We start from the raw sequence: 26,022 nt of genomic DNA, 5'->3' as shown, positions 1-26,022 counted from the left end.
ACGGTATCAGGAAACCTGCCCGGTTTACAGCGCCTGCTCGCGCTTCAGTGTTTCTTCATGTTCGGCTCAAAAGAACCTTAGGGTCGGTATTCAAAATGGGCGTTATGGCGGTTAACCGCATGCATCGTCATTTGAATCCAAAAGGGCTTCTTTAATGAGAAACATCGAACTTCGTCATACGTTCCCCCATTTACTTTCGGGCCGCAGCCTGAAAACCATCGTGCCGGGCTTCGTTCTGGCGTTACTGGCCATGCCTGCACTGGCGGCAGAACAGAGTCAGGGTAACGTCTTAACGCTGGGGGGCGGCGTGGACGTCGCGCCGCGCTACTCGGGTTCCGATAAAACCCGCGTCAGTGCGGCTCAGGTGGTGGATTACGCCATGGCAAACGGTTTCTTTATCGGCACCACGCGAGGGATCGGTTACGGCAACAACATCGGCAACCTGGACTACAGCGCCGCGCTGAGCTATCGAGTTGGGCGTAAAGATAAAGACGTGAGCAGCGATTCCATCAGCTCCGGCAGCAACGAGCTGCGAGGAATGGGCGAGATAAAAGGCTCGGCAATCGTTGTGCCCGGGCTTGAGTACAGGGTGACCGACTGGCTTCACCTGCAGATGCAGGCAGAGGTACCGGTTTCAGAAAGAGACAACGGTGAAGCGGTTCATTTCGGCATTTCCAGCCCGTTCTACACCTCACCAAAAAATGAGGTGACGCTGACGCTGACCGGCAGCTGGGGATCCGACAAGTACATGCAGACCTACTACGGGGTCAGTGCCGCCCAGTCGAGCGCATCGGGTTTTGCCCGACATGACGCCGGGGCCGGGATTTATGCCTGGTCGATGAATCTGGACTGGACCCAAAGGCTCACCTCGCGCTGGAGCGTCCTTGCCTCAGCGGGCGTTACGCAACTGACGGGGGATGCGGGTGATAGCCCCATTGTGCAACGCAAAACATCGCCCACGGGGAGTTTGAAGGTGACGTACAGTTTTTGATGTTGGCTGCGGTGGCTTAACGTTTTGAGCACGCATTTGCGGTAATTTAAGCCGCTCCGGTTGAGATGGCGGGGCGGTTCCCTTTGCAGAAAGTTACAGCACTGCACACGTGGTTGACGGATTTATCTAAAGCTCCATTGTGCCGTAATGACAAACACGGAAGGTATGATAATACCCACATCCATTCCAAAATAAGACGTAAAATTATACTGGAACCCATGATATATATAGGGCGAAAATCCTATTCCCGTTGCTTTTTTAAAATCATGGTATGAACCATGGTCACCACAATCATCGAAAGTATCAAAGAAAAATTCACCTACATAGCCATAGATTCCTTTAAAAACCCAACCGTTATCCCATCCAGCCCAGTCTCTTCTTACGCCGGCAGCCAGGCATCTGTCATTAAAGCTGTTTTTCATTGTCCCTAGCACAAGACTGTATTTCGACGTATCCGAGAATTTCCTCTCAACGGATATGAACTTATTTTCAAAGTTCTCCGTGTATTGTCCTCGATTATGCGTCAGATGATAAACGTATGAGCCGGTATTTATTGAATACAGATTTATTTCATCTGCAGAGCAATGCAACGTAAAAAGATAAAAACTTCCGCACCACAGCCATGTGGGCCATCTTTTCCGATCTGTCTGCTTATGTGGAATATTATCCATATTCGCTCACTTTGGCTAACGTACTGTAATTATAAGGACTATTTTCGATCTTCAGCTGGATAAATTTTAGCATACATACCAAAACTCGAGATATTCACGTCACGGATTGGGGGCTGAAATTACGATAGAACATGTTCTGCGAACCCTTACCCCAAGCGCTTACACGAGTGAAAATCAGCTTTTTTTGCCGCCGCTAAAATCATAGCCTCTGAGGTATAATCGCTGTTCGGAAAAAGGCAAAGAGGATGTGATAAGATGCTGACTTATATCACTATAGGTACAAATGATCTTCAGCGCGCCGCGACGTTTTATGACGCGATTTTTAAAGTGCTTGGCTATTCACGCTTGCCTGCCTGGACCAAGGACTGGGCAATGTGGGGAGATGAAAATAATCCAGATGAGGGGTTTAGCTTCTGTATTTGTCCTCCCTTTGACCGACAACCCGCAACGGCGGGAAACGGGACCATGTTCGCATTCCGTGCAGCTAACGCGGAGCTTGTCAGACGTTTCCATGCAGCAGGCCTTGTTGCGGGAGGAAAGAGTGAAGGCATGCCAGGGACACGAACCGCGTACGGCCCCGATTTTTATGTTGCCTATCTGCGCGATCCTGACGGGCATAAGCTGGCATGCGTTTGTCAGCATTATTCTTCTGAAGCCGATACATTCCCAGACGAAGAATAGTCACAAGCGGTCGTTTTTGAACTATGTTTAACACCAGTCAGAATAATAAATAGTTGAACTGTTATTAGATTCTGAACAGTGGCGCCTTAATCCGGAGCATTTGAAAGCCAGAACCTCACTGAGAAGTGTGCCAGCATGACGTGGCTAATATCCCTATCCGGAGAATAACGTGCTCGGAAAACAATTGTTAAACTACATGCCAGGTTTACAAACTTTGTTAGCCTACGATAAAAGCTGGCTAAAAAATGATGTTAAAGCCGGGTTATCCGTTGCGGCTGTCGCGCTACCAGTGGCTATTGCTTATGCTGAGTTGGCGGGTGTAGGGGCAATCGTGGGGCTCTATTCCTGCGTTTTACCGATGATAGCGTATGCACTCTTTGGTTCTTCACGTCAGCTTATTGTGGGCCCTGATGCCACGACCTGCGCGGTGATTGCGGCCGTTGTGTTTCCTCTTTCTGCAGGTAATCCCGAACTGCACTGGCAGCTGACAATTATCATGACGTTGATGATGGGCGGGTGGTGCCTGCTTGCCAGTAAGTTTCGCCTGGGCGCACTTGCCGATCTGCTTTCACATCCCATCCTTACGGGTTTGCTTAATGGCGTTGCCGTGACGATTATTGTCGGGCAATTAGGCAAGGTGTTGGGGATAAAACTCGACGAAGCGCAGGTTATTGAGAAAATAATGGCCTTGCCAGGACGTCTTTCCGACAGCCATTTATTAACCGTTGGAATATCGCTTTTAACGTTAATTATTTTAATGGCGATCAAAACGTATCGCAGCCACTGGCCAGCACCGTTGATTGCCATTGTGATGACAACGTTACTGGTATGGGCGACATCTGCACAACAGTATGGTATTGCCACTATTGGGGGGGAAGGCTTCCAGCCTGGTTTACCCGTCGTTAACTGGGGCGCGTTCCAGCCCGGTCCGATGCGTGATTTAGTGATCCCGGCTTTGAACCTGGCGTTGGTCAGTTTTGTCAGCCTGATGCTGACCGCCCGCAGTTTCGCCGCGAAAAATGGCTATGAAATTAACGCTGATGCAGAGTTCCGGGCGCTGGGTATTGCGAACCTCATGTCGGGATTATCTCAGGGGTTTGCTATCAGTGGAGCCGATTCCCGGACCGCGGTTAATGATTCAGTGGGTGGGAAAAGTCAGCTGGTTTCCATCGTCGCAGCCTTACTCATCGGTATTGTAGTAGTATTTTTCACTCAGCCATTACAATTTATTCCGGTATCTGCATTAGGTATTGTTTTGATGTACGCATCCTGGTCATTAATTGATCTGCGCGGGTTGTGGAATCTGAGGCGAAGAAATAAACAGGCATTTCGCCTGGCCTTTTTCACGTTTGGCTGTGTGTTAATTATCGGCGTTATCCAGGGGATCGGCCTTGCGGTGTTGCTTGGCCTGTTACAGTTCCTGCGTACGGTGTTTCGTCCCTCCGAGCACTTACTGGGCACTGACGACGATGGCATGATTCACTCATTAGGTAATACAACCGATATTAAAATGGTCCCGGGCGTGCTGATGTATCGATTTAACTCCCCGTTGACCTATTTTAACGTGGCTTATTTTAAACGTCGGGTATTGAACCTGGTTGATGGTGCAGCAGTACAGCCTAAATGGGTGGTCATTGATGCCGTGGCTTGCTTCACCTATTCAGATATCAGCGTTCTGGCAACCATAAATGAGTTAAAGCGCGACCTGAAAGGTCGAGAGATTACGTTAATTCTTGCGGGCAGAAAAACGGAATTAACGCGCTGGTTTAAAGATAGCCGGCCAACGATGAATGATGATGACATGATTCTGGCGCCAGACCTCTATCTGGCACTTCGGTTCATTCAAAGCAAAGAGAGTGCGAGTGAATCAGGTGGCGAGGTATAAGCTAAAGGCTTGCCCGCCAACCGCGAGCAAGCCACATCCCTTAGCGATACAGCGTTTTTTCCGCAACCGGAATAAGCAGCCCAGCTCGCCAGTCCGCGAGCGTCAGCTGCGTAAGTCTGCCCAGCGCGGTATAAAACGGATGCCCGGCGTTGTCGACAAACACCGACAGGAAGCGGGTGCTCCACGGCAGCAGGTGCCACGCCAGAAGCTGAGCGCACTCCGACTCGCGGCCATTCTCGGCCAGCCACGCCGCCAGCAGCAGCAGCGTACCAAAATGATCTTCCGGCTCATTCTGCTGCATCTCAAACGCGATATTGTTCTCACGCATCCACTGGCGCAGCGCGAGGGTCGAGTCACCAAACAATACGGATTCACGGTCCAGCCAGACGGAACCCCACGGGGGAGCGGGCAGGGCATACGGGCCAATAAACAGCCGTTGCCAGGCGTCCGCCAGCGGCTCATCGGAAGATGAGGCAAAGGTATCGGCAACGGGCTGCAGCGTTTCCGATGGCAGGGGCCAGTCCTGAATCCATTCGCCAGCGGTGAGCGCTCTCACCAGCGGCGCGGCCTGCTCGCTGTCCGGCGAGAAATAAAACAGCGCGCCCAGCACCCGGGCGCTGAACGCGAACGATTCACGATGTGAGACGTCTTTCATTAAACCTTCCTTGCTCGCGCGGATGACGCCCGCGCAACTGTGTTAACCGATAATACTGACCATAGAATAAACCAGGGTCTCGCGTTTCACCCTCTACACCTTCTCAATCTGCACCAGATTGGTGTGCTGCGGGTTGCCTTTTGCCAGCGGAGAAGGTCGATGGGTCGTCAGCGTGTTGATGCATGAGCCGTGGTCGATACGATCGCCACTCATATTGGCATCGTGCCAGGCGCCCTGGCCCATGGCGCTCACGCCGGGCATGATGCGCGGCGTGACCTTCGCTTCAATTCGCACCTCGCCGCGGCTATTAAAGACGCGCACCGTATCGCCGTTTTTAATGCCGCGTTTTGCAGCATCGACAGGATTAAGCCACACCTCCTGGCGGCAGGCCGCTTTCAGCACGTCGACGTTACCGTAGCTCGAGTGGGTTCGGGCTTTGAAGTGGAAGCCAAACAGCTGCAGCGGGAACTGCGCGCGATCGGGTGCGTCCCAGCCGTCAAAGGTTGAGGCGTAGACGGGCAGAGGGCTGATGGTTTCATCTTTTTCCAGCTCCCAGGTGGCCGCAATCTCTGCCAGCTTGCTGGAGTATATTTCAATCTTGCCCGATGGCGTTTTCAGAGGATTGGCTTCCGGGTTCTCGCGGAATTTTTTATAGGCCACGAAGTGTCCGTTCGGATCTTTGCGCTTATAGATGCCCATTTTTTTCAGCTCGTCATATGACGGAAGCTGAGGATCTTTTGCGAGCATTTTGGCATACAGGAACTGCAGCCACTGTTCCTGCGTGCGTCCTTCGGTGAATTTCTGATGGATATCCGGCCCGAGGCGTTTCGCCACTTCGCTCATGATCCAGTAGATCGGCTTACGCTCGAACTTCGGCGCGGTCACGGGCTGGAGGAAAATCAGGTAGCCCATATTTCCCGCGTAATCGTTAGGAATGATATCTTCCTGCTCGACGGTCATCAGGTCCGGCAGCACGATATCGGCATACTTCGCTGAAGAAGTCATGAAATTGTCGATGACGACAATCATTTCGCACTTGCTTTCATCCTGCAGGATATCGTGGGTTTTATTGATATCGGAGTGCTGGTTGATGATGGTATTGCCCGCGTAGTTCCAGATGAACTTAATCGGCACGTCCAGCTTATCTTTCCCACGCACGCCGTCGCGCAGGGCGGTCATCTCCGGTCCGCGGGCGATGGCGTCCGTCCAGCTGAAGCAGGAGATTTGCGTTTTGACCGGGTTATCCGGTATCGGCATACGTTCGATGGTAATGGTGTATGTCGACTCGCGTGCGCCGCTGTTGCCGCCGTCGATGCCCACATTTCCGGTAAGGATCGGCAGCATGGCGATGGCGCGAGACGTCAGCTCGCCGTTCGCCTGGCGCTGTGGTCCCCAGCCCTGGCAGATATAGGCCGGTTTCGCGGAGCCGATTTCCCGGGCCAGCTTGATGATACGATCCGCCGGAATGCCGGTGATGCGTGAGGCCCACTCCGGCGTTTTCGCCGTGTTGTCATCGCCCTGGCCGAGAATGTACGCATTGTAGTGGCCGTTAGCGGGCGCGCCTTCCGGCAGCGTTTTTTCGTCGTAGCCAACACAGTATTTATCGAGAAAAGTCTGGTCGACCAGGTTTTCGTCGATCAAAACCCAGGCAATACCCGCCACCAGTGCGGCATCGGTACCCGGACGGATCGGGATCCATTCATCTTCGCGTCCGGCTGCCGTATCGGTATAGCGCGGGTCGATAACGATCATTCGCGCGTTTGAGCGCTCGCGGGCCTGCTCCAGATAATAGGTAATCCCGCCGCCGCTCATGCGCGTTTCCGCCGGATTATTGCCGAACATCACCACCAGTTTGCTGTTTTCAATATCAGAGGTGCTGTTCCCGTCGTTGCTGCCGTAGGTGTAGGGCATGGCGCAGGCGATTTGCGCCGTGCTGTAGGTGCCATAGTGGCTCAGGAAACCGCCGTAGCAGTTCATCAGGCGCGCCACCAGCGAAGCGTAAGGGGAGGAGCGGGTGATATTGCCGCCGACAATCCCGGAGGAGTAGTTAATATACACCGCTTCGTTGCCGTATTTGCTGACCACGTTTTTAAGGCTGGCGGTGATGGCGTCCAGCGCTTCATCCCATGTGATGCGCTCGAACTTGCCTTCACCGCGTTTGCCCACGCGTTTCATCGGGTAGTTGAGACGGTCAGGGTGATTGATCCGACGGCGAATAGAACGCCCGCGCAGGCAGGCGCGCACCTGATGGTTACCGTAAATATCTTCACCTGTGTTATCCGTTTCGACCCAGTACACTTCGTCGTCGCGGACGTGCAGACGCAGCGCGCAGCGGCTGCCGCAGTTGACCGAGCAGGCGCCCCACACCACTTTATCTTCAACAGGCTGGACGGCGTTCTTCACCGCCGCGGCGGCGCTTTTTAAACCAAAAGGAAGCGAGATCCCACCGGCGGCCAGCGCCAGAGACCCTATTGCCGTAGATTTCACGAGAGTTCGACGGCTAATCCCGCCGTGATGTTCAGTATCGGACATGGCTCACCCCATCATTATAATTACGTATTATTTCTCCCGAAATGATAACCGGGCTAATGATGGGGTGAGTGTTACTGATTTGGGGGTATTAAATCTTAATCCTCATCAAACCAAAGGGGATTGAGGGTAAATTACTGCGCTTCAGCAGCCCCGTTGCCTGAGCGGGTGTACAAAATTTTAAAGCTGTCGTTGGCGCAGTGGCCTACCACCTGCGTGCCCGCCTGGTCGGCCTGATCGTTCGGCACAATGCTCAGCGTAAAACCTGATTCAGGCACACCGTTGTTGATAATTTTCTGCTGAATGTCGCTTTTCACGCGCTCGCAGGAATCCGGTGCCGCCAGCGCGGCGGTTGAGGCACTCATTAACAGCAGGGCGGTAATCCAGGGTAACCGTTTCATCTGTAGCTCCTTTTCTCTGTGTGAACGTTAAGCATAGCAGGATAAAGGTAACCTTTTGTTTTTGTGCGCATCTTTCTGAATAGTCCTGGAAGTGACTCGACGCCCTGGTAGTAATCAAAACACAAAAGTAAGCTTATCCTTTACCCTGATTGATAATTGTATTGAATAACGGAGTAATGGCACGGCGATAACGGTGACGAAGTTTTGCTGCTAAAGGTCTTTCCTGCATCAGTGCATCCCATATTTGTTTCTTTTTGGCATCCAGCACGGCATCTCCTTTAGATTCATTAATGGTTGACGCATTAGCATCTTCAGAAAGACGAACTGGATAAGGCACTAACGAATGAATTTTAGCCAAAGAGAGATCTTCGAATAAGCTCCATTTATCAGAAACCATCCACACAGGATAAAGGTTCGTAAGGAGCCTGTGGGCAGCTTTTTCATTAATAATATAGGCATGCGCTGTTGTGGCCTGGTGCGTCTTGTGTAGATTATATGAGCCGCATATGTTTTTAATTGACTTTTTGTAATATTTATTGACCCGACTAAGGAGTATAATCTCGGGCTTAGTCTTGCTAAGTGTAATATTATTTAATATTTCGCGAAGATCGCTACTAAGTACAACATCATCTTCAAGAATCAGCGCTGCTTCTATATTTTCATTTATTATTTTTTTATATATTTTTTGATGACTTAGCGCGCAACCCACTTCACCCGGAAGGAAAGCATAATTTACCTCACGTGTAACATTTTTACGTTCAGTTTCCGTCATTTCCCGACCATCAACTGCTTCAACAAACTCGTGTGCAATATTCAACTTTAACAGTTGAGACTCCATTTTGGCACGGCGTTCGCGCGAGTGTTTAAGATTGATTATAAAAGTTATCATCCTTTCAACGTACCTTAAAGACTGAATAGTTGGACCAATTTTATGCATTTTATCAGTATTTGGGGCTGTTCAACATCAGTAAGTGCATATCAGGTGGGATAAAAAATAATTTTTAGCCACAGTGAACGCGAGGGCATGAATTTCCAAAATGCTATCCATCGCTACTATTCTATTTGATACAATGAGAGCAACAATCCTTTCATTCTATTGGTAAATGATGTGAAGAAATACGCAGCGATAACGCTACTGGCAGCAACACTGGTGGGGTGCGACAACATCTCCGCGCCGCTGTCGTTTACGCCCGAAATGGCGAGTTTCTCGAACGAATTTGATTTTGATCCGCTGCGCGGCCCGGTGAAAGACTTCACCCAGACGCTGCTCAACGAGAAGGGCGAAGTGTCCAAACGGGTCACCGGCACCGTGTCTACGGAAGGGTGTTTCGATACCCTGGAGCTGCACGACCTGGAGGCCAATACCGGCGTGGCGCTGGTGCTGGATGCCAATTACTACCTTGATGCAGAAACCCAGCAGCGCAAAGTGAAGCTGCAGGGGAAATGCCAGCTGGCCGAACTGCCGTCAGCCGGGATAACGTGGGATACCGACGACAACGGTTTTGTGGTGGCGGCGCACGGCAAAGAGATGGAAGTGAAGTATCGCTACGATGCGGACGGCTACCCGCTGGGCAAAACCACCGTCTCCGGCGATCAGCATCTGTCCGTCCAGTCGACGCCGTCTAAAGACGTTCGCAAAAGGATGGATTACTCGGCGGTGAGCATGTTGAATGATAAGCCGCTGGGCAACGTGAAGCAGAGCTGCGATTACGATCGACACAATAATCCGGTGAGCTGCGACCTGACGATCACGGACGATAGCGTCAAACCTGCCGTTGAGCGCAAATACACCATTAAAAACACGATTGAATACTACTGAGAATAAAACCGCGCAGGTTACTGCGCGGTCGGTTTCAGCAGGCTGGCGCCTGACGGCTTGTGTCCGGCCAGGTGCTGATGCTGGAAGATGCACATGCGAATGGTATTGCGGTATTCGCCGTTGATAAAGAACTCGTGAATCAGCTCGCCTTCCACCATAAAGCCCAGCTTGCGGTAGATATGGATCGCTTTCTCGTTCTCTTTATCCACAATCAGGTAAAGCTTGTAGAGATTCAGAACGTTGAACCCGTAATCCATTGCCAGCTTCGCTGCCCGTGAGGCAAGGCCTTTTCCCTGATGTTCAGGGGAGATGATGATCTGAAACTCCGCCCGACGGTGAACATGGTTGATTTCAACCAGCTCCACAAGTCCGGCTTTTTCGCCTTCACACTCCACCACAAAACGACGTTCACTCTGATCGTGAATGTGCTTATCGTAGAGATCGGACAGCTCAACAAAAGCCTCGTACGGCTCTTCGAACCAGTAACGCATCACGCTGGCGTTATTGTCGAGCTGGTGGACGAAGCGCAGGTCTTCACGCTCCAGCGGGCGAAGCTTAACGTCGCAGGGCGCCGACATTACGGGGCTACCGTGCGGCCAGTGCGGCGATCCAGGCAGCGCAGGGTGTTTGGCTCCCAGTAGGCGTTGACGTTTGCACTTTGCTGGCACTTATCGCGCGCGTCAAAAGCGACATCTTCTTTATCCCACTCTTTCTCAGCACGTTTGTTGACCTTGTGGCGAAGGCTGCGGGTGTCATTCCATTGTTCTTTGTCCATGGCGGCGTTCTGGCGGCTTTGCGCGCTGTCACCAGACTCAATAATGAGCTTGCTGGTTTCCGCTGTCGCAGAGGCGGCAAAAGCGAACGATGACAGCGCCAGCAGGGCTGTCAGACAAAGGCGTTTGCTTAATGTGGTCATAGCGTTTCCTTTTAGACGGGTGCAGATAATCAAGTTATCCCGAACAGATTCTACACCAAAGCGAAAAGACGGCATACCCGCGGAGCAGGTATGGAAAAGTAAAGGATATCATCAGGTATGATGTCTAAATAGATCCTCACCTGACGTTAACTATGCTCAAAACGACGCTGCTTTTTTTTGCCACCGCGCTATGCGAAATCATCGGCTGCTTCTTGCCCTGGCTCTGGCTGAAGAAGGGGGGATCCGTATTGCTGCTCATCCCGGCAAGCGTCGCGCTGGCCCTGTTTGTCTGGCTGTTAACGCTGCATCCTGCCGCGAGCGGCCGCGTCTACGCCGCTTACGGCGGCGTCTATGTCTGTACCGCGCTGCTGTGGCTACGCGTGGTGGACGGCGTCAGGCTCAGCGCGTACGACTGGGCCGGCGCGCTGATTGCCCTGTGCGGAATGCTGATTATTGTGGCGGGATGGGGACGGGCCTGATCCCCCGGTTTTGTGATCGTTAGCTGATTTTATGATCATTATACTTGTATGGTAGTCTGGTTAGTGGGTAAGTTTCCAGCATCACAACGAATGATGTAAGGAAAGGAATTATGAAGATTGTCGCGGCTGACGTGTTTGTTACCTGCCCGGGGCGGAACTTTGTCACCCTTAAAATCACCACCGACGAGGGGATTGTCGGCCTCGGTGACGCTACGCTGAACGGGCGTGAACTCTCCGTTGCTTCCTACCTGAAAGACCACCTCTGCCCGCAGCTGATTGGCCGCGATGCGCACCGCATCGAAGACGTCTGGCAGTTCTTCTATAAAGGCGCCTACTGGCGTCGCGGTCCGGTCACCATGTCGGCCATCTCCGCCGTGGACATGGCGCTGTGGGACATCAAAGCCAAAGCGGCCAACATGCCGCTCTACCAGCTGCTGGGCGGCGCATCCCGCGAAGGCGTGATGGTTTACTGCCACACGACCGGTCACACCATTGACGACGTGCTGGAAGATTACGCCCGCCATAAGGAGATGGGCTTTAAGGCGATCCGCGTGCAGTGCGGCGTGCCGGGCATGAAAACCACCTACGGCATGGCCAAAGGGAAGGGGCTGGCCTACGAGCCTGCGACCAAAGGCGACTGGCCGGAAGAGCAGCTGTGGTCGACCGAAAAATACCTCGATTTCACACCGAAGCTGTTCGACGCGGTGCGCAGTAAATTCGGCTTCAATGAACATCTTCTGCATGACATGCACCACCGCCTGACGCCAATCGAAGCGGCGCGCTTCGGCAAGAGCATTGAAGAATTCCGCATGTTCTGGATGGAAGATCCAACGCCTGCGGAAAACCAGGCCTGCTTCCGCCTCATTCGCCAGCACACCGTCACGCCAATTGCCGTGGGCGAAGTGTTTAACAGCATCTGGGACTGCAAGCAGCTCATCGAAGAGCAGCTCATCGACTATATCCGCACCACCATTACCCACGCGGGTGGGATCACCGGGATGCGTCGCATCGCGGACTTCGCCTCGCTCTACCAGGTGCGAACCGGCTCGCACGGCCCGTCGGATCTCTCGCCTGTGTGCCACGCCGCCGCGCTGCATTTCGACCTGTGGGTGCCAAACTTTGGCGTCCAGGAATATATGGGCTACTCCGAACAGATGCTGGAAGTCTTCCCGCACAGCTGGCGCTTTGATAACGGCTACATGCATCCGGGCGACAAGCCGGGGCTGGGCGTCGAGTTTGATGAAAAGCTGGCGGCGAAGTATCCGTACGATCCGGCCTATCTGCCGGTGGCCCGTCTTGAAGACGGCACGCTGTGGAACTGGTAAACGAGGAGCGAACGATGAAAAGCGTAGTGATTCAACAGCCAAACCAGCTGGTGATTGAAGAGCGGCCACTTCCGCAGCCAGGCCCGGGTGAAGTTCGCGTCAAAATCACGCTGGCGGGGATCTGCGGTTCGGACAGCCACATCTATCGCGGCCATAACCCGTTTGCGAAATACCCACGCACGATCGGGCACGAGTTTTTTGGCGTGATTGACGCCGTGGGCGAGGGCGTAGACAGCGCCCGTCTGGGCCAGCGCGTCTCGGTCGATCCGGTGATCAGCTGCGGACACTGCTATCCGTGTACCGTCGGAAAACCGAACGTCTGCACCTCGCTGGTCGTGCTGGGCGTACATCGCGACGGGGGCTTCAGCGAATACGCGGCGGTACCCGCTAAAAATGCCTGGCCTATCCCCGATGACATTCCGGATAGACACGCCGTCATGGTTGAGCCCTTCACCATCGCCGCCAACGTGACGGGACAGGCCTGCCCCACCGGGCAGGACGTCGCGCTGGTTTACGGCGCAGGGCCGATGGGGCTGGTCACCGTGCAGGCGCTGAAGGGCGTCTATAAGGTGAAGCAGGTTATCGTGGTTGACCGCATCGACGAACGCCTGAAAATGGCCCAGCGCAGCGGTGCGGACTGGGTGTTGAATAACGGCGAGCGGTCGCTGCAGGCCGCGCTGGACGAAAGGGGCATCAAACCGACGTTAATCATTGATGCCGCCTGTCATCCGTCGATTTTGCAGGAGGCGATTACCCTGGCCTCACCGGCGGCGCGTATCGTGCTGATGGGATTCTCCAGCGAGCCGAGCCAGATTGTTCAGCAGGGAATCACCGGCAAAGAGCTGGCGATCTTCTCCTCGCGCCTCAATGCCAACAAATTCCCGGTCGTCATCGACTGGTTGAAGAAGGGGCTGATCGACCCGGACAAACTGATCACCCATACCTTTGACTATCACCATGTAACAGACGCCATCGAACTGTTTGAAAAAGACCAGCGGCAGTGCTGCAAAGTCTTACTCACGTTCGGACAATAATCCTATACGCGGTTAAGAGCCTGCGCAGAGAGGCTCTGGTGGTACGCATCTTACCTTTTAGAGATAGCCATTATGACGCAAGCACAACCTCAAAGAACCACCTCCGACCTGGTGAAAGCCGCCATTTCCGGCTGGCTGGGCACCGCCCTGGAGTTTATGGACTTTCAGCTTTACTCGCTGGGGGCTGCCCTGGTCTTTCACGAGATCTTCTTCCCGGAACAGTCAGCCGCGATGGCGCTGATCCTCGCGATGGGGACATACGGCGCAGGCTACATAGCACGCATTGTCGGCGCCTTTATCTTCGGCAGAATGGGCGACAGCATTGGTCGTAAGAAGGTGCTGTTTATCACCATCACCATGATGGGGATCTGCACCACGCTGATTGGCGTCCTGCCGACCTACGCCCAGATTGGGATTTTTGCTCCCGTTCTGCTGGTGACGCTGCGTATCATCCAGGGCCTGGGCGCCGGGGCGGAGATTTCCGGGGCCGGGACCATGCTGGCGGAGTACGCGCCGAAAGGCAAACGCGGCATCATCTCCTCGCTGGTGGCGATGGGCACAAACTGCGGGACGCTGAGCGCAACGGCGATCTGGGCGGTGATGTTCTTTGCTCTCGACCGTGAAGAGCTGATTGCCTGGGGCTGGCGCGTGCCGTTCCTCGCCAGCGTCGTGGTGATGATTTTCGCCATCTGGCTGCGAATGAACCTGAAAGAGAGCCCGGTGTTTGAGAAAGTGAACGACGCGCAAAGCGTGCAGCCGGACACTTCGCTCGGTTCAATGGTAAAAAGTAAATCCTTCTGGCTGGCTACCGGCCTGCGTTTTGGCCAGGCGGGCAACTCGGGTCTGATCCAGACGTTCCTTGCCGGATATCTGGTCCAGACGCTGCTGTTCGATAAAGCCATCCCGACCGACGCGCTGATGATAAGCTCCATTCTCGGGTTTATCTCCATTCCGCTGCTGGGCTGGCTTTCCGATAAAGTAGGGCGCCGTCTGCCGTACATTATCCTCAATATCTCCGCCATTCTTCTCGCGTATCCGATGCTGTCGATCATCGTCGATAATAGCTATGCGCCGGGGACAATCATGCTCTCGATCATCGTTATCCATAACTTCGCCGTGCTGGGGCTGTTTGCGCTGGAAAATATCACCATGGCGGAGATGTTTGGCTCGCGAAATCGCTTTACCCGTATGGCTATCTCGAAAGAGGCGGGCGGTCTGGTGGCGGTGGGCTTTGGTCCGGTGCTGGCGGGGATCTTCTGCAATATGACCGGCTCCTGGTGGCCGATCGTCGCCATGCTGGTGGCCTATTCCGCGATTGGGCTGGTCTCGGCGATGCTGATGCCGGAAGTGCGCGACCGTGATTTGAGCGCGGCGCACGACGCAGCGGAGTCCGCTCCAGAAGAGAGTGTGGGTTACGGCGCGGTCTCCTCGCGGCGCTAGTGGTTCATAACTTACGTGACCTGTCACACAACTTTAGCTTTATGTCACACCACATGAGCAAAAGTTAATATAAATCAAAATCTCAAACGGCAGTATCAGTATGGTTGATGGCAGTTACTTTTTTACCCCAACTGCCATTCTAGTTGGTGTAGTCAGCAGGCGCTGCCGCTCCTGAAGGCGCGGCAGTGGTCCACGGCTTTCTAATTAACGAGTCTTAATCATGGAAAACACCTTATTACAGGCCAACGCGACGCTGCCTCAGTACGATCGCGACAGCCTTCAACCACGCATCGTTCATCTGGGTTTTGGCGCCTTTCACCGGGCGCACCAGGCGGTATACGCCGACATCCTCGCCGCTGAGTACGGCAGCGACTGGGGCTACTGTGAGGTTAACCTGATTGGCGGCGAGCAGCAGATTGCCGATCTGAACGCGCAGGATAACCTCTACACCGTGGCGGAGATGTCTGCCGACGCATGGACATCCCGCGTGGTTGGCGTGGTTAAAAAAGCGCTGCATGCACAGGTCGACGGGCTGGAGTGCGTGCTGGCGGCGATGTGCGAACCGCAGGTGGCAATTGTCTCGCTGACCATCACCGAGAAAGGGTACTGCCACTCACCGGCGACCGGACAACTGATGCTCGATCACCCGTTTATCGTCGCCGACCTGCAAAACCCGCACCAGCCGAAATCCGCGCCGGGCGTGGTGGTGGAAGCGCTGGCGCGTCGCAAAGCGGCGGGTCTGCCCGCGTTTAGCGTGATGTCCTGCGACAACATGCCGGAGAACGGCCACGTGATGCGCAATGTGACCTGTGCTTACGCCCGAGCGGTAGACGGCGAGCTGGCGGACTGGATCGAGGCTAACGTCACCTTCCCGTCAACCATGGTGGATCGCATCGTGCCGGCGGTCACTCCCGATACGCTGGATAAAATTGAGCAGCTGACCGGCGTGCGTGACCCGGCGGCGGTCGCCTGTGAACCGTTCCGCCAGTGGGTGATCGAGGATAACTTTGTGGCAGGACGTCCCGAGTGGGAAAAAGCCGGTGCCGAGCTGGTGTCAGACGTGATCCCGTTTGAAGAGATGAAGCTGCGCATGCTCAACGGCAGCCACTCCTTCCTGGCGTACCTGGGCTATCTGGCCGGTTACCCGCATATCAACGACTGTATGGAAGATGAGAACTACCGCCTCGCCGCGCATACGCTGATGCTTAACGAGCAGGCGCCCACGCTGAAAGTGAAGGGGGTTGATTTAGGTCGCTATGCCGATCTCCTGATTGCACGCTACAGCAACCCGGCCCTGCGCCATCGGACATGGCAAATCGCGATGGACGGCAGCCAGAAGCTCCCGCAGCGTATGCTGGACTCCGTGCGCTGGCACCTGGTGCATCAGAAACCTTTCCCACTGCTGGCGCTGGGCGTGGCAGGGTGGATGCGTTATGTTGGCGGCGTGGACGAGCAGGGTAACGCCATCGACGTGAGCGATCCGCAGCTGGCGGTGATTCAGGCGGCGGTGAAGGGAAGTGCGGAAGGGGAAAGTCGGGTTAACGCGCTGCTCGGCATTGAGGCCATCTTTGGTAAAGAGTTACCGCAGGAGCCGCGCTTTGTGGCTGCGGTGATGACAGCGTACCGGACGCTGCTGCAAAAAGGCGCGAAAGCGACCGTGGCGCAGTACGCGTCTCAACGGTAATTCAGCACATGCCGCCGTGCGCGGCGGCATGTCTGCGCACAGCTTAGTGCATCCCAAGGCGAATCAGCTCAATCGGCTCGAACTTACCTTCGCATCCTTCCACTTCAACCGTTTTGCTGCGGCGCACCTGCGCGGCATCCAGCCCGTCGCTGTGGATCGCTTTAATCACGCCGGTTTTGCCCGTGCCGCTAATCATGACGCGGCTGCCGGTGGTGATTGCATTGCGGTTACGGTCGTATGTCATCATGGTATTTTCTCCTCTCTAACCTGTTCGTTACGGCGCTATTTCGGGTTATGCCGTTCACGGGGCATATAAATACGCCTGTCCGCGCTTCATGTTTTTGTTTTTGATCAAACTCACACTTTTTTCTTTATTTCGTCTGGCGCTGACGGTTCAGGACGGTAATTTACAAAGTGGACCATTATTTTCATTAATTGATAGTTTCGACAGGGAAGCGTTGAGGGTTGGTTTATATTTCCGATGTCATCCTGTATGCAGGAAATAACCCTTCATCGGAATAAGGAGTCAGGCTTATGTATAAGAACATTTTGATGCCTGTAGACGTGTTTGAAATGGATTTGAGCGACAAAGCGGTTCGCCACGCGGCAAACCTTGCAAAGGCTGAGGGCGCGTCGATTACCCTGGTCAACATTCTGCCTGCCAGCAGCCGGTCTCTGCTGCGCGGGTTCAACGCCGATATTAAAAAGTTTGAAGAGTATATGACCGCAGAATCCGGTAAGAAAATGAACGAGTTAAAAAGACTGTTCGATATCGCCCCAGAGAATATTCACAGCATGGTGCGTTTTGGCAACGTCAGGGATGAAATTATCAGGCTGAGCAAGGAGGGGGAATATGATGCGATTGTCATCGGGTCGAAAAACCCGAGCATCACCACTCATCTGCTGGGTTCAAATGCGGAATCTATTCTGCGCTACGCCACGATCCCGGTGTTAGTCGTTCGCTAATCACGCCGCCGTACCCGAAAGGGGCGGCGAATATTACTCTTCGCTAAACCACTCGCTATTTTCCTGACGAATAAGCTGCACGGATTCGCTAATTTCCTGCAGATGCAGCGTCATCGCTTTTTCCACACCGTCCGGGTCGCGTTTTTCCAGCGCGCTGAAAATATCATGATGCTGTCGGAGCAGCATTTCCGGCGGGGAGACGTGATCGAGGCTCATATAGCGCACGCGGTCAATGGTGGCCTTGATGTTCTCGATGGTGTCCCAGGCCAGCTGACAATCCGCGATCTGCGCCAGCTTCTGGTGGAATTCATCATCAAGCTGGAAGAAATCATTGAGCTGCTTGCGGTCAATCGCAATCCGCTGCTGATGCAGGTTCTGCTCAAGCTGGTAACACTGGTTGTCGTTGATAAGCGTTGCGGCGCGGCGCGCCACCGCGCATTCAATGGCCTGGCGAACGAAACAGCCGTTGCGTACCTGAGAGAGTGAAATTTTGTTCACGTAGCTGCCGCGCTGCGGGCGGATCTGAATCAGTCCGTTTTCAGCAAGCTTAATAAACGCTTCACGTACCGGCTGACGGGAAACGTCAAAACGCACGGAGACCTCTTTTTCAGAAAGCGGCGTTCCCGGTGGGATCAGGCAATGGACAATATCACGTCGCAAAATGCGATAGATTTGCTGGTTAACGGGCTGGGTGGGATTGAGTTGCGATTCAGCGGCCATGAGTTGTCATTTCTCAGAGAGTTAGCCTGAACATACTACCATTCTTTTATAACCCGAAACAGACCCGGCCCGCAGGCCGGGAAGGGCGGATTTAGCCACGATGGACGCTAAGTCCTGCAAAACTCTGGCTGACTGGCATCATTTCCACGGTATTGATGTTGACGTGTTTTGGCAGCGTCGCCACCCACCAGACCGTTTCGGTCACATCTTCCGGCGTCAGCGCGTTAGCATTTTCGTAGGTTTTGCCCGCTTTCGCGTCATCGCCTTTGAAACGCACGTTGGAAAACTCGGTGCCGCCCACCAGACCCGGCTCGATATCGGTGACGCGAATGGCGGTGCCGTGCAGGTCGGTACGCAGGTTAAGGCTGAACTGGCGCACAAACGCTTTCGTCGCGCCATAGACGTTGCCGCCTGCGTAAGGCCAGCTTCCGGCGGTGGAGCCAATGTTGATAATGTGGCCGCGGTTGCGCTCGACCATGCCCGGCAGCACCGCGCGGGTCATATAGACCAGCCCTTTGTTGTTGGTGTCGATCATGTTTTCCCAGTCTTCAACGCTGGCTTTGTGGGCTGGCTCCATGCCTAGCGCCAGACCGGCATTGTTGACCAGCACGTCGATGGCGCGCCACTCGGCGGGCAGGTTGGCAATCATCTCTTCAATGGCCGCGCGGTTACGCACGTCCAGCTGCGCGGTCAGGATGCTGTCGCCTAATTCGTCCTTCAGCTCCTGCAGGCGCTCCTGACGACGGCCCGTGGCAATAACCTTGTGCCCGTTGGCGACGAAGCGACGCGTGATGCTTTCACCAAAACCTGCCGTTGCCCCGGTAACTAAAATAATCATCTCACTGTTCCTCAACGCTTTTTGTGTTGTACTAACATAGCACGGCCGCAGAGGGTGCGTTAAGGCAACATTTGTATGACGGCGTTGCAGGGGATGGCGGCCTGGCCTACTCTGGGAGGATACCCGTACTCAGGAGCGAAAGATGACGGCCACGAATCCCTTTTTTGACATCAGCCTGCTGCCCTATCAGGCCCCCCATTTTGATGAAATCACCGACGATCACTATCGCCCGGCCTTCGATGAAGCGCTTCGCCAGAAGCGGGCGGACGTAAACGCCATTGTGTCCCAAACCGCTGCGCCGGACTTCACCAACACCGTGCTGGCGCTGGAGAAAAGCGGTGCCATGCTCTCGCGCGTCAGCAGCGTGTTCTTCGCCATGACCTCCGCGAATACCAATACGTACCTGCAGGAGCTTGAGGAAGAGTTCTCCACCGAGCTTGCCGCGCTGGCGAACGACATCTGGCTGAATGACGTGCTTTTCGCCCGCGTGGAGAGCGTCTGGCAGGACCGTGCCGCGCTGGACGCCGAATCCCGCCGGCTGGTCGAGGAGACGTATCAGCGGTTTATTCTGGCCGGCGCGCGTCTCAATGAAACGGAAAAAGCCGAGCTGAAGGCGCTGAATACCGAGGCGGCGACCCTGACCAGCCAGTTCAACCAGCGTCTGCTGGCTGCCGATAAGACGGGCGGGCTGGTGGTGGATTACGCGCACCAGCTTGATGGGCTCAGCGCCAGCGAGATTGCCGACGCGGCGCAGGCTGCCGCGGAGCGAGGGCTAAACGATCGCTGGCTGATCCCGCTTCTGAACACGACCCAGCAGCCCACTCTTTCCGCGCTGCGCAATCGTCAGACCCGCGAAAACCTGTTCAACGCTGGCTGGACGCGCACCCAGAAAGGGGATGAAAACGACACTCGCGATCTGATCCTCCGCCTTACGGCGCTGCGTGCGCGGCAGGCCCGCCTGCTGGGCTTTGAGGATTACGCCAGCTGGGGTATCGCCGACCAGATGGCGAAAACTCCGGACGCCGCGCTGACCTTTATGCGCGGCATTGTGCCTGCTGCCCGTGCCCGTGCTGAGCGCGAGCAGGCCGATATTCAGAAAGTGATTGATGACGAACAGGGCGGTTTCACCGTGCAGGCCTGGGACTGGGCCTTTTATGCCGAGCGCGTGCGTCAGGCAAAATATGCCCTCGATGAATCGCAAATCAAACCCTATTTTGCGCTCAATACCGTTTTGCACGACGGCGTATTCTGGGCCGCAAGCCAGCTGTTTGGCATCCGCTTTGTGGAGCGCTTCGATATCCCGGTGTATCACCCGGACGTCCGCGTCTGGGAAATTTTCGACCACACCGGTGAGGGCATGGCGCTGTTTTACGGCGACTTCTTTGCCCGCGATTCCAAGCAGGGCGGGGCCTGGATGGGGAATTTCGTCGAGCAATCCTTCGAGCTAGCTGCCCGTCCGGTGATCTACAACGTCTGTAACTACCAAAAACCGGCTAACGGCGGCGTTGCGCTTCTCTCCTGGGATGACGTGATCACCCTGTTCCACGAGTTTGGCCATACGCTGCACGGTCTGTTTGCCAGCCAGCGTTTCGCCACGCTCTCCGGGACCAATACGCCGCGCGATTTCGTTGAATTCCCGTCGCAGATCAACGAACACTGGGCCAGCCATCCGCAGGTGTTTACCCACTACGCCCGCCATTACGAAACCGGTGAACCGATGCCGGAGGCGCTGCGTGAAAGCATGCTCAACGCGACCCATTTCAACAAGGGTTATGACATGACGGAGCTGCTGGCTGCCGCGCTGCTGGACATGAACTGGCACGGGATTAGCGAAGCCGTTTCGAGCGTTGACGCGTTTGAAGCGGCAGCACTGAAAAAAGAGGGGCTGGATCTGTCCGCCGTAACGCCGCGCTATCGCAGCAGCTATTTTGCCCATATTTTCGGCGGCGGCTACGCGGCGGGATATTACGCCTACCTGTGGACGCAAATGCTGGCGGACGACGGCTATCAGTGGTTTGTTGAACAGGGCGGCCTGACTCGTGAAAACGGGCAAAAATTCCGCGAGGCGATTTTGTCCCGTGGTAACAGCACGGATCTGGCTGAACTTTATCGGCAGTGGCGCGGGCACGATCCGAAGATTGAACCGATGCTGGAAAATCGCGGGTTGAGTGAGTAGAGCCAGTCTCGTCAGAAAAAAGAACCGGGCTTTACGCCCGGTTTTTTTATAGGCTCCAACGTGCTTGTAACGTCTTCTGCAAAAATAGTTTTAATATGCGTTCTTTATAAATAAAACAGGTGAGATTAAAACTTACTTCGAACAGTATATTTAATTTACCGAGTTTAGGTAGTAAAAGAGTGAATGATTAATAATTTGATCTGGGTTAGAGAAATCAAATATTCTTTAATCTCAGATTTTTAGCTATAAATTTTTGTTATTTTGTGCCGATAAATGAAAGTGGCATACAAATCGACGTACTAGCAGTTAAGAAGGCGAAAGATGACCCTACCTCTGAACAATCCGGGCTTCACCGATACCGAGCCTTCTAAAGGCCTGATAAATAAAACCTTTACCTATATTGTAACGTTGTTGATAAGCATTTTTATTGCGGCAATAATTTCCCTGTTAATAATAAAAGATAATGTGAATGAAATCAGCGACAAGCACGATGAATTTTTGTTAAGGAAAGCCCTCGATACCCGCCAGGAAAGCATGCGAAGTCATTTGAAAGACAATGCCGAGTGGGGAGATGCCTACAAACATCTTCATCTGAACACTGACGTTCACTGGGCATGGGATAAGCAGAACCTGGGCAAATCCCTGTATGACAACTTTGGCTACGAAGGGGTGTTTGTTCTCTCGCCGGAAGGGAGCACGCGATACAGCGTCGTTGACGGGAAGCTGAAGCTTCAGGAGCTGGAGCGCTGGTTAGACAAATCAACCAAAGACCGTTTACTCCATGAGTTGAGTATAAAAAAGGGAGTGCCGGTTTCTGTGCTAGCGCTTATCGATTCCGTGCCGGCCATTGTTTCTGCGGAATGGATAACGACGGGCGATGATACGAGCGTGCAAACCATGCCCGGAAAACCGTCGACAATGGTGTTTATAGACAAGTTAACGGCTAAAAAACTCCTCACGATTGGGCAGGATGCCGGTATCCAGAACGTTCGTACTTCTCCCGCTACAGCCACTTCTCAAATAAATAATCAGACAGAATTTACCTTAAGCACCCAGAATGGGGATGTGAAAATTATCTGGGACGGTGAAAATCCCGGCCAGGCGTTAATAATTTATTTTTTGCCATTGCTCATTCTTTCCGTCGTTCTGACGGTATTGATGACGGTGATATTAATGCGCCATATTATGCACAAGGCGAGAATGCTTGACGAAAATACGTTTCTCCTCGAGCAGGCGCGGTTGAATCTTATTACGAGTGAAAAACGATTTCGGGACGTCAGTGAAACAACCAGCGACTGGTTCTGGGAAACAGATTTATCGTTAAGGATAACGTGGCTATCGGGGCGTTTTTCTACAATAACGGGATATGAAAATAGCAAATGGATAGGCCGCAGGTTGGATGAACTCTTTCCGTCGACAAGCGGATTATCACATGACTGCGCCAGGCAGCGGGACTTAACCGAACGCTTTGAATTTAAAAACTGCCCTTATACTCACGCGCAACAAACCACGTCATATTGCACGCTTCTGGCAAAGTTTTCTGCTCAGCCTGATGGAACGGTGGTGTTGCGAGGCGCGGCAACCGACGTCTCTCAGGAAGTTGAAGCAACAAAACGCGTGGAGTTCCTGTCACGCCATGATGAATTAACCGGTCTGCCGAACCGGTATCATATAAAGGAATTTCTGGCTGGCAAGTTAGCGAAAGAAGACCTTAACCATTATCCCTTTGCCATGATTTGCCTTGATTTAGACAAGTTTAAACCCGTCAATGATATTTTTGGGCACTCCACCGGCGATGCCCTGCTTGGCGAGGTCGCTTTACGTCTTAAAAATTGCGTTCGTCGAGGTGATTTTGTCGCACGGCAGGGAGGGGATGAATTTATGCTTCTCCTCGGCAACACCAGCCAGCAAGACCAGATTGAGGAGGTGTGTCGTCGCATCGTGCAAGAACTTAACCGTCCTTTCACCATTGAGGGCAATGATGTGGCGATAGGCGTAAGCATGGGCATTGCGCTGGCTCCCCGGGATAGCAGCAGCGCAAACGATCTTCTCCGCTACGCGGATATTGCGCTGTATCAGGCGAAACAATCCGGCAGAAACCGATGGGTCTATTATCGCCCGGATATGTCGGAAAAGTTGACCGAACGCAGGAAACTGGAATTAGAACTCAAGACCGCGATTCGCGAAGAACAGCTCTACCTGGTTTACCAGCCGCGTTATAACCTCCGGTATTCTACTATTGAGGCCGTCGAAGCGCTGGTGCGCTGGCAGCACCCGGCTCGGGGGACCACAATGCCCGATCAGTTTATCCCGCTGGCAGAAGAAACCGGGCTGATTATTAGCCTGAGCAACTGGGTCATACGCAAAGCCTGTACGGAGACGAAAGACAAATTGCCGGGATTATCGGTCTCCGTCAATATTTCTGCTATCGAATTCCAGGCAAGCGATCTTGCCGAAAGGATAAAAGAGATCCTTCACGAAACGGGGCTTGAACCCAACCGACTGGAAATTGAAGTCACTGAAAACGTTACGCTTTCCGACCCGGAAAAAACCTTGCAGACCATGAAGTCTCTCAAAAAAATGGGCGTCCGCATTTTGATTGACGATTTCGGTACCGGCTATGCCTCACTGAGCTATCTGCGGAAGTTTCAGTTTGACGGGCTTAAGCTCGACAAGAGCTTTATTTTTACCCTTGGGGACTCGCCGCAGAACCAGTCAGTCGTGGAGAAAATTATCGACCTGGGGAAAGCCTATTCCATGGCGGTAACCGCAGAAGGGGTGGAGACCGTCGAACAGCTGTCTTTTCTGAAAAAAAATAAATGTGATGAAGTTCAGGGCTACCTGCTTGGAAAACCGGCCGCCATTGCGGACTTAAATTTAAACGCCAACAGAGTAAATCTCTAAATCGCGCTTTTACTCAGGGCTGCGTAAATGAAAAACCGGGCTTGTCTCCCGGTTTTTGTTATCCGCTATCCGTTCGTATCCACGAGCGTAAACGCCGCTTCTATCTCACGACCAGGACAGGGCATTTCGCATGCCGAACCACTGCCGCAGCGTTCGAACCCAACAGATACGTCGATATATCAGGTTTGTGGGAAGCGATGATAATCAGGTCGGCATCGATCGTGTCAGCGAGCTTAAGGATTTGATCTTTTGGAGATCCCGTCACGGCATGAGTCTGTACCTTGTCTGGAGGAATTTTGAATTGCTTAACGATTTCATCCAGCTTGGCTAAGGCCGCGTGCTGGAACTCTTTCAGCTTCGGCATTTCTACCGAATAGGCCAGGCCTAATGATGAATAATACGGAAGCGATGGAATGACGGTAAGAAAGTGAACTTTAGCTGTGTTAAGTGCTGTATGTGCCTGAACGAAGGGGATAACCATGTGCGTCAGGCTATCCTCCGAAATGTCAATTGGAACCAAAATTGAATTATACATTTGTCCCTCCTGAGTGTTTTTTACACAACTCAGGGTAGACCGTTAATTTCAGTAAAACAGAGAGCAAGCTGTCATAACGGGGACAAATTTCGGTTATGTGATAGGCGTACAGTCGAACCAGCCCTGATCTCGTCAACGTGGCGTGACAACGAACAGGGGCATTCGGGGATGAATCTCTCCGCGTCACGGTCCGTTTCTGCAAAACGCCAAAGCCTCAACCGGGCGCAATGCCCGGTACCTCGTTCATATTGCGTGACAGCTGACGGACGCGATAATTTTATTCCCGCCCATATTCCCCATAATCAGATCGAGTAATTTTCGGTATTCCTCCCGGGTCATCACCTCCGCGCGAATTTCAGTTTTACCTTCTGCTTGCGCAGTAGCGGAATAAATCGCTTTCAGACTTAACGTCAACTCTTTCGCCATGTTTACGACGCTTTGCCGCACCGCATCTTCATGCTCATCATTACAGGTGATTTTAAGGACATAGCATTTTTCGCCTTCATGTAGCACGGGCAATTGATTAATTCGCTGCGCGGCTTCGCGAAGCAATATGTTAGCGCAGAGAATAATTAGGCTGGCCATGGCGGCATTCCAGAACTGGCCTAATCCGCACAGTACGCCAATTCCGGCCGAGCACCACAGCGTTGCGGCGGTATTCAAACCACGAATATTCATTCCTTCACGCATAATGACGCCTGCGCCAAGAAAGCCGATTCCGGAGACGATCTGCGCTGCGATTCGCCCCGGGCTATCAGGAGAAGTCGATACCGAACTTAAAATGAACACTGCCGCACCCGTGGCAACCAGTGCATTGGTACGAAGCCCGGCCATACGCTGGCGCCACTGTCTTTCCGCGCCAATAATTGCGCCCAGCAGCATCGCTGCGAGCAGATGAGAGATATAAGGGAACATCAGCCTGTCGCCTGTTAACGTTATTAAATAATAAGCGTCAGTGCTTTGCTAAGCACATCATGACGCCGTTTAAATGCTAAGCGTGTCAGGACAACGGTGGCGGAAAGAGTGAATGAGTAAACATGAACATGCGATTCCCCACAAATTGAGTGGTTCTTACTGTATCGGGATACAATCGCTTAAAGAGGATTGCTGCCCACCGTTTCAGGTAAGCAGCGAGAAAATCGCGCTAGCTTACCTTCGTATCGACGATAAAATAACTTTCCAACGAAGGACTCCTGTGAAAATTTATTGCCAGTATAGTCAGGGGCGATAATGAGTAAAGCGAAAAAACAGACTCCGTTATGAATTGTTTAAGTTCGGAAAGCATGTTTTTTTAAGACGTCATCTGATTTTCAAAAATACCCGGTATACTACATTTTCTTTTTTACAGGCGATAACAGACAAAGGCAGGAAGT

At 53.3% G+C, this 26,022-nt stretch carries 24 protein-coding genes; 12 read left to right on the top strand and 12 right to left on the bottom strand.

The window, feature by feature from the left end; all coding sequences use genetic code 11:
• Nucleotides 1–154: 154 nt before the first annotated feature.
• On the top strand, nucleotides 155–991 hold the full coding sequence (locus tag DEO48_RS02725) for a MipA/OmpV family protein (protein ID WP_109844296.1): 837 nt from the start codon (nucleotides 155–157) through the stop codon (nucleotides 989–991).
• Between the two features lie 122 nt (nucleotides 992–1,113).
• On the opposite strand, the gene DEO48_RS02720 is transcribed toward DEO48_RS02725, so the two are convergent.
• A complete protein-coding gene (locus tag DEO48_RS02720; protein WP_223604024.1) occupies nucleotides 1,114–1,662 on the bottom strand; it encodes a hypothetical protein in 549 nt (182 codons plus the stop codon).
• A gap of 255 nt (nucleotides 1,663–1,917) precedes the next feature.
• On the opposite strand from DEO48_RS02720, the gene DEO48_RS02715 reads away from it, so the two are divergent.
• Nucleotides 1,918–2,343 (top strand): VOC family protein, encoded by a 426-nt coding sequence (locus DEO48_RS02715; RefSeq protein WP_109844295.1) that lies wholly within the window; start codon nucleotides 1,918–1,920, stop codon nucleotides 2,341–2,343.
• 169 nt (nucleotides 2,344–2,512) lie between these two features.
• A complete protein-coding gene (locus DEO48_RS02710; RefSeq protein WP_109844294.1) occupies nucleotides 2,513–4,228 on the top strand; it encodes a SulP family inorganic anion transporter in 1,716 nt (571 codons plus the stop codon).
• Between the two features lie 40 nt (nucleotides 4,229–4,268).
• Here DEO48_RS02710 and dmsD read toward each other — a convergent pair whose 3' ends face one another.
• The 4 genes from dmsD to DEO48_RS02690 all read right to left on the bottom strand — a co-directional run bounded on the left by dmsD (nucleotide 4,269) and on the right by DEO48_RS02690 (nucleotide 8,702).
• Entirely contained in the window at nucleotides 4,269–4,883 is a 615-nt protein-coding gene (dmsD, locus tag DEO48_RS02705; RefSeq protein ID WP_109844293.1) for a Tat proofreading chaperone DmsD, read from the bottom strand.
• Nucleotides 4,884–4,976: 93 nt separating this feature from the next.
• On the bottom strand, nucleotides 4,977–7,415 hold the full coding sequence (gene ynfE / locus DEO48_RS02700) for a selenate/tellurate reductase subunit YnfE (RefSeq protein WP_109844292.1): 2,439 nt from the start codon (nucleotides 7,413–7,415) through the stop codon (nucleotides 4,977–4,979).
• Nucleotides 7,416–7,546: 131 nt separating this feature from the next.
• The gene (locus DEO48_RS02695) at nucleotides 7,547–7,813 is read right to left on the bottom strand and encodes a DUF1161 domain-containing protein (protein WP_109844291.1); all 267 of its coding nucleotides are present in this window, start codon (nucleotides 7,811–7,813) and stop codon (nucleotides 7,547–7,549) included.
• Nucleotides 7,814–7,946: 133 nt separating this feature from the next.
• Entirely contained in the window at nucleotides 7,947–8,702 is a 756-nt protein-coding gene (locus DEO48_RS02690) for a glycosyltransferase family 25 protein (protein WP_181366954.1), read from the bottom strand.
• Nucleotides 8,703–8,921: 219 nt separating this feature from the next.
• On the opposite strand from DEO48_RS02690, the gene DEO48_RS02685 reads away from it, so the two are divergent.
• A complete protein-coding gene (locus tag DEO48_RS02685; RefSeq protein ID WP_109844289.1) occupies nucleotides 8,922–9,632 on the top strand; it encodes a YnfC family lipoprotein in 711 nt (236 codons plus the stop codon).
• A 17-nt stretch (nucleotides 9,633–9,649) separates the two neighbouring features.
• Here the strand turns inward: DEO48_RS02685 and speG are convergent, their stop codons facing one another.
• Together speG and DEO48_RS02675 are read right to left on the bottom strand one after the other, a co-directional pair.
• Complete coding sequence (speG, locus tag DEO48_RS02680) at nucleotides 9,650–10,210, bottom strand: spermidine N1-acetyltransferase (protein WP_023311549.1); 561 nt, start codon at nucleotides 10,208–10,210, stop codon at nucleotides 9,650–9,652.
• Nucleotides 10,210–10,548: a DUF1283 family protein gene (locus DEO48_RS02675; protein WP_023311550.1), complete on the bottom strand. Its 339-nt coding sequence runs from the start codon at nucleotides 10,546–10,548 to the stop codon at nucleotides 10,210–10,212. Before DEO48_RS02675 ends, speG begins: the two co-directional genes overlap by 1 nt.
• Before the next feature lie 152 nt (nucleotides 10,549–10,700).
• Between DEO48_RS02675 and DEO48_RS02670 the strand changes: the two genes are divergently transcribed.
• The 5 genes from DEO48_RS02670 to DEO48_RS02650 all read left to right on the top strand — a co-directional run bounded on the left by DEO48_RS02670 (nucleotide 10,701) and on the right by DEO48_RS02650 (nucleotide 16,510).
• On the top strand, nucleotides 10,701–11,027 hold the full coding sequence (locus DEO48_RS02670; RefSeq protein ID WP_045401189.1) for a YnfA family protein: 327 nt from the start codon (nucleotides 10,701–10,703) through the stop codon (nucleotides 11,025–11,027).
• 110 nt (nucleotides 11,028–11,137) lie between these two features.
• Nucleotides 11,138–12,352, top strand: a complete 1,215-nt coding sequence (gene manD, locus DEO48_RS02665) for a D-mannonate dehydratase ManD (protein WP_109844288.1) — start codon at nucleotides 11,138–11,140, stop codon at nucleotides 12,350–12,352.
• Between the two features lie 14 nt (nucleotides 12,353–12,366).
• Nucleotides 12,367–13,386 carry a Zn-dependent oxidoreductase gene (locus DEO48_RS02660; RefSeq protein ID WP_109844287.1) on the top strand — a complete coding sequence of 340 codons (1,020 nt, stop codon included), beginning with the start codon at nucleotides 12,367–12,369 and terminating at the stop codon, nucleotides 13,384–13,386.
• Nucleotides 13,387–13,458: 72 nt separating this feature from the next.
• Entirely contained in the window at nucleotides 13,459–14,826 is a 1,368-nt protein-coding gene (locus DEO48_RS02655; protein ID WP_109844286.1) for an MFS transporter, read from the top strand.
• A gap of 220 nt (nucleotides 14,827–15,046) precedes the next feature.
• A complete protein-coding gene (locus tag DEO48_RS02650) occupies nucleotides 15,047–16,510 on the top strand; it encodes a mannitol dehydrogenase family protein (RefSeq protein WP_109844285.1) in 1,464 nt (487 codons plus the stop codon).
• Nucleotides 16,511–16,553: 43 nt separating this feature from the next.
• Here DEO48_RS02650 and ydfZ read toward each other — a convergent pair whose 3' ends face one another.
• Nucleotides 16,554–16,757, bottom strand: coding sequence for a putative selenium delivery protein YdfZ (gene ydfZ, locus DEO48_RS02645; protein ID WP_014883679.1), 204 nt, complete (start codon nucleotides 16,755–16,757; stop codon nucleotides 16,554–16,556).
• Nucleotides 16,758–17,044: 287 nt separating this feature from the next.
• Between ydfZ and DEO48_RS02640 the strand changes: the two genes are divergently transcribed.
• The gene (locus DEO48_RS02640) at nucleotides 17,045–17,476 is read left to right on the top strand and encodes a universal stress protein (protein ID WP_109844284.1); all 432 of its coding nucleotides are present in this window, start codon (nucleotides 17,045–17,047) and stop codon (nucleotides 17,474–17,476) included.
• A 33-nt stretch (nucleotides 17,477–17,509) separates the two neighbouring features.
• On the opposite strand, the gene DEO48_RS02635 is transcribed toward DEO48_RS02640, so the two are convergent.
• Both DEO48_RS02635 and ydfG read right to left on the bottom strand, forming a co-directional pair.
• On the bottom strand, nucleotides 17,510–18,196 hold the full coding sequence (locus tag DEO48_RS02635) for a GntR family transcriptional regulator (protein WP_023311557.1): 687 nt from the start codon (nucleotides 18,194–18,196) through the stop codon (nucleotides 17,510–17,512).
• A 91-nt stretch (nucleotides 18,197–18,287) separates the two neighbouring features.
• Nucleotides 18,288–19,034, bottom strand: coding sequence for a bifunctional NADP-dependent 3-hydroxy acid dehydrogenase/3-hydroxypropionate dehydrogenase YdfG (gene ydfG, locus DEO48_RS02630; RefSeq protein WP_023311558.1), 747 nt, complete (start codon nucleotides 19,032–19,034; stop codon nucleotides 18,288–18,290).
• 142 nt (nucleotides 19,035–19,176) lie between these two features.
• On the opposite strand from ydfG, the gene dcp reads away from it, so the two are divergent.
• Nucleotides 19,177–21,210 (top strand): peptidyl-dipeptidase Dcp, encoded by a 2,034-nt coding sequence (gene dcp, locus DEO48_RS02625; protein WP_109844283.1) that lies wholly within the window; start codon nucleotides 19,177–19,179, stop codon nucleotides 21,208–21,210.
• Nucleotides 21,211–21,531: 321 nt separating this feature from the next.
• Nucleotides 21,532–24,114, top strand: coding sequence for an EAL domain-containing protein (locus DEO48_RS02620; RefSeq protein WP_109844282.1), 2,583 nt, complete (start codon nucleotides 21,532–21,534; stop codon nucleotides 24,112–24,114).
• A 100-nt stretch (nucleotides 24,115–24,214) separates the two neighbouring features.
• Here DEO48_RS02620 and uspF read toward each other — a convergent pair whose 3' ends face one another.
• A complete protein-coding gene (gene uspF, locus DEO48_RS02615; RefSeq protein WP_023311561.1) occupies nucleotides 24,215–24,649 on the bottom strand; it encodes a universal stress protein UspF in 435 nt (144 codons plus the stop codon).
• A gap of 243 nt (nucleotides 24,650–24,892) precedes the next feature.
• A complete protein-coding gene (locus DEO48_RS02610) occupies nucleotides 24,893–25,564 on the bottom strand; it encodes an MgtC family protein (RefSeq protein ID WP_033145409.1) in 672 nt (223 codons plus the stop codon).
• Between the last annotated feature and the right edge of the window lie 458 nt (nucleotides 25,565–26,022).

This window comes from Enterobacter sp. CGMCC 5087, from assembly GCF_003144775.1.
Taxonomy (GTDB): domain Bacteria; phylum Pseudomonadota; class Gammaproteobacteria; order Enterobacterales; family Enterobacteriaceae; genus Enterobacter; species Enterobacter cloacae_M.
The sequence above is the reverse complement of the archived record's forward strand: the minus strand, read 5'-3'. Positions and strand labels throughout refer to the sequence as shown.